Here is a 3,313-nt window from a genome sequence, read left to right on the forward strand (position 1 = left end):
GACTGCGGCGGCGATCTCGCCCACGGTCTCGCCCTTGACCCGCATGCCCATGAGGAACGCGCCGATCTGGTGCGCCGTGGCCTCGCCCGACATGATGATCTCCATCACGTCGCGCATTTCGGTGCCGGTGAGGTCTTTCCCCTCGGCGATGCGGGCGAGTGCTCCCTTGATATCCATGGCCGTGCCTGTCGCTGTTTTGGATCGTGCTGTGGGGTAGCGCAACCGCGCCGGGTTGGGCAAGTGCAGTATCAGGCCGCCGCGATGATCGCGAAAAAATCATCGGCCAGAAGGCTCGCGCCGCCGACCAGCGCGCCATTGACGTTGGGGATGGCGAGGATGTCGCGGGCGTTGTCGGGCTTGACCGATCCGCCATAGAGCAGCCGCGCCGTCTCGCCAGCAGCGCCGAAGCGCGCGGCGAGCAGGAGGCGCATATGGGCGTGCATGGCGGCGATATCGTCGAGGGTGGGGGTGCGCCCGGTGCCAATGGCCCAGACGGGTTCATAGGCCACGATGATGGGGGCATCGCCAAAAGCGTCGGGGAGGGAGGCGGCCAATTGATCAGCCACGACGCGATTCGCATCGCCCGCGAGGCGCTGGGCCTCGGTCTCGCCAACGCAGATCACCGGCACCAGCTGGGCGGCGAGCGCCGCTTGCGCTTTCTGGCGGACGAGGGAACTGGTTTCCCCGTGATCGGCGCGGCGTTCGGAATGTCCCACGATCACATGGGACGCGCCGGCGTCGGCCAGCATGGGGGCGCTGATATCGCCGGTATGCGCGCCGTTTTCGGCGGGGTGGCAATCCTGTCCGCCGATGCGGATCGGGGTGCTCTGAGTAGTCTCGGCGGCACGGGAAATCAGGGTTGCCGGCGGGCAGATGAGGATATCGGGGCGGCGCGGGCCGGCTTGTTCGAGCAGCGTTGCGAGCCGTTCAAGCTGCGAGAGCGCGGCGCCGGTGCCGTTCATCTTCCAGTTTCCCGCGATCAGCGGTTGCAAACCGTCATCCATTGCCAACCCAACAACTCCTTGCGCGCACATGCACAATGGCTTAACCGGGCATCCTGTGTGCGCCTTGCAGGGCCGGATACACCCTGTTTATTATGCGCGCGCTTCGAACGCCATAGGGGCCGGCCTAAGACCATGGGCTAGCGCCGCATCAAAACCGATCGGTACACAATGCTCGACAATTTTCGCCATTTCGGCCGCTCCTGGACTGCCAAGATCCTTTTGGGCGTCCTCGTTATCGCAGTTGCCGGTTTCGGAATTCCGAGCGTCTTTCTCGACATGAACGCCAATACGGTGGCGCGGGTCGGCGACCAGAACATCACGGTGCGCGATTTCGACCGGCTCTATCGCGGACAGGTCAATCAGTTTGCCCAGCAGACCGGCATGGCTCCGACCGCGCAGCAGGCGTTGGCCATGGGCCTGCCCACATCGACTATCGCTTCGCTGGCCAATGAGGTGGCGCTGGAAATCCTCGCCCGCGACCTGCAACTGGGCGCGTCGGATGACAAGCTTGCCGAACTGGTGCGTCGCGATCCTAATTTCGCCAGTGCGCTGGGGCTGTTCGATACGCGCGAATTCAGCTCCATGCTGCGCCAGTCGGGCTTTACCGAAGCGGAATATCTCAACACCCAGCGCAAATTCGCAATGCGCCAGCAGATCGGCGTGATCTTCAATGGCGCGGTGATGCCCAAGGTGGGCCTCGATATCGCCCGGGCCTTCGACAATGATGCCCGCACCATCGAGTTCGCGGCCCTCAACCCGGTGCTGTTCGAGGAAAGCGGGGAGCCGGACGAGGCGGACCTTGAGCAGTTCTTCGAGGAGAACAAGAGCCGGTTCCGCACTGTGGAAACCCGCGTGGTCTCGCTGCTGCCGCTGACAGCCGACGCGCTGGCGCGTGGCGTGGAACTCGATGACGCGGAGGTCGTCGCCGAATATGAGCGCACCGCGGCACAGTTCATCGCCCCCGAGCGCCGCACCATCCACCAGCTTGCCCTGCCAGATGAGGACGCTGCGCAGGTGTTTGCCGATGCGCTGGAGGCCGGGGACAGCTTTGCCGCCGCGGTTTCACAGGCCGGATTGCAGACCGGTGTGAACGAAATCGGCACGGTGGCCGAAGCCGAATTGACCGATCCGGTGCTGGCCGAAGCGGCCTTTGCGCTCGACGCCAATGGCTACGCCGTGGTCGAGAGCACCAATGGCCCGCGCGTCATCTGGGTGAGCGCCATCACCGAAGCCGGTCAGGCGCCGCTCGATGTGGTGCGTGGCCAGCTGGAATCCACGCTGCGCGGCCGCAAGGCGCAGGAAATCCTGTTCACCGTCTATGACGAGATCGAGGAGGCCCGCGCGGCGTTCCTGCCGGTCGCTGACGTTGCGGAGCGCCACGGGCTGGCGACGTACGATCTGGAGCTGACCGCGTCGGGGGCCGAACTGGCCACGGTCGAGAACCTGCCCGACGGCGCGACGCGCACCATCGTCGATGCAGTGTTTGCAGCCTCGCCCGATGCGCGGGTGACCCCGGCCATCAATCTGGGTTCGAACCGCACCGTATTCTATGAACTCAAGGAAGTGCGCGAGGCGCGCGACCGGACGCTCGACGAAGCGCGGGACGAGGTGATCGTTGCCTGGCAGGAGCTTCAGACCGACATGGCGATGACCCGCGCCGCCGAAGACATGGTTGCGGCGATCGATGAGGGCGGCGATCTGTTCAGCGTCGCGCTCGAATTCGGCCAGGTGCCGCAGAGCTCGGCGCCCTTTACCCGCAATGGCGGCGACGCAACGCTCGATCCCGACGTGATGCAGGCGGCATTCCAGGGAGGCGAGGGCCATGCCGGCTACGTTCCCACCCGCGACGGCGATATCGTTGTCTATCAGGTGACAGAGGTTGACCCGGCTCCGGCCGACGCACCCTCGCAGGTCGCCCAGACGCTGGAATCGGACTTCTCCAATCTGCTGCTGATGAGCTTTGTCACCGGCCTGCGCGAAGACCTCAGCGTCAGGATCAACGAAGAAGCCGTCAACCGCGTTATCGGGCTCGAATAGGCGCACCATGGCCGACGGCTACGACTTTGACGCCTTTGCGCAAACCTACGCCTCGGGCGAGGGGCAGGTGCTCTATCGGCGTGTGGTTGCCGATCTGGAAACCCCGATCGGCACCTATCTCAAGCTGGCCCAGGACCGCAGCTTCACCTTCCTGTTCGAATCGGTGGAAGGCGGGGCCGTCCGCGGGCGCTATTCGATCATCGGGCTGGAGCCGGACCTGTTGTGGCGGGTCCACGAGGGCAGGGCGCAGATCAATCGCGACGCCCGCATCA

2 protein-coding genes and 2 pseudogenes are annotated in these 3,313 nt (G+C 65.0%); 2 read left to right on the plus strand and 2 right to left on the minus strand.

Features of this window, described 5'->3' with window-relative positions; genetic code table 11:
• Window positions 1-177 (minus strand): annotated as a pseudogene (locus VNS12_RS10195) (anthranilate phosphoribosyltransferase); the annotation flags it as partial.
• 71 nt (window positions 178-248) lie between these two features.
• Entirely contained in the window at window positions 249-1,004 is a 756-nt protein-coding gene (tpiA, locus tag VNS12_RS10200) for a triose-phosphate isomerase (RefSeq protein WP_325487727.1), read from the minus strand.
• Window positions 1,005-1,172: 168 nt separating this feature from the next.
• Between tpiA and VNS12_RS10205 the strand changes: the two genes are divergently transcribed.
• The gene (locus VNS12_RS10205; RefSeq protein WP_325487728.1) at window positions 1,173-3,041 is read left to right on the plus strand and encodes a SurA N-terminal domain-containing protein; all 1,869 of its coding nucleotides are present in this window, start codon (window positions 1,173-1,175) and stop codon (window positions 3,039-3,041) included.
• A gap of 7 nt (window positions 3,042-3,048) precedes the next feature.
• Window positions 3,049-3,313: pseudogene (locus VNS12_RS10210) on the plus strand (anthranilate synthase component I); the annotation flags it as partial.

It is taken from the genome of Pelagibacterium sp. (genome assembly GCF_035555455.1).
GTDB lineage: Bacteria > Pseudomonadota > Alphaproteobacteria > Rhizobiales > Devosiaceae > Pelagibacterium.

Excerpts from the sequence above, each read along its gene's own strand:
- tpiA (WP_325487727.1), bottom strand. The coding sequence starts at position 1,004 with ATGGATGACGGTTTGCAACCGCTGATCGCGGGAAACTGGAAGATGAAC.
- VNS12_RS10205 (WP_325487728.1), top strand. The coding sequence starts at position 1,173 with ATGCTCGACAATTTTCGCCATTTCGGCCGCTCCTGGACTGCCAAGATC.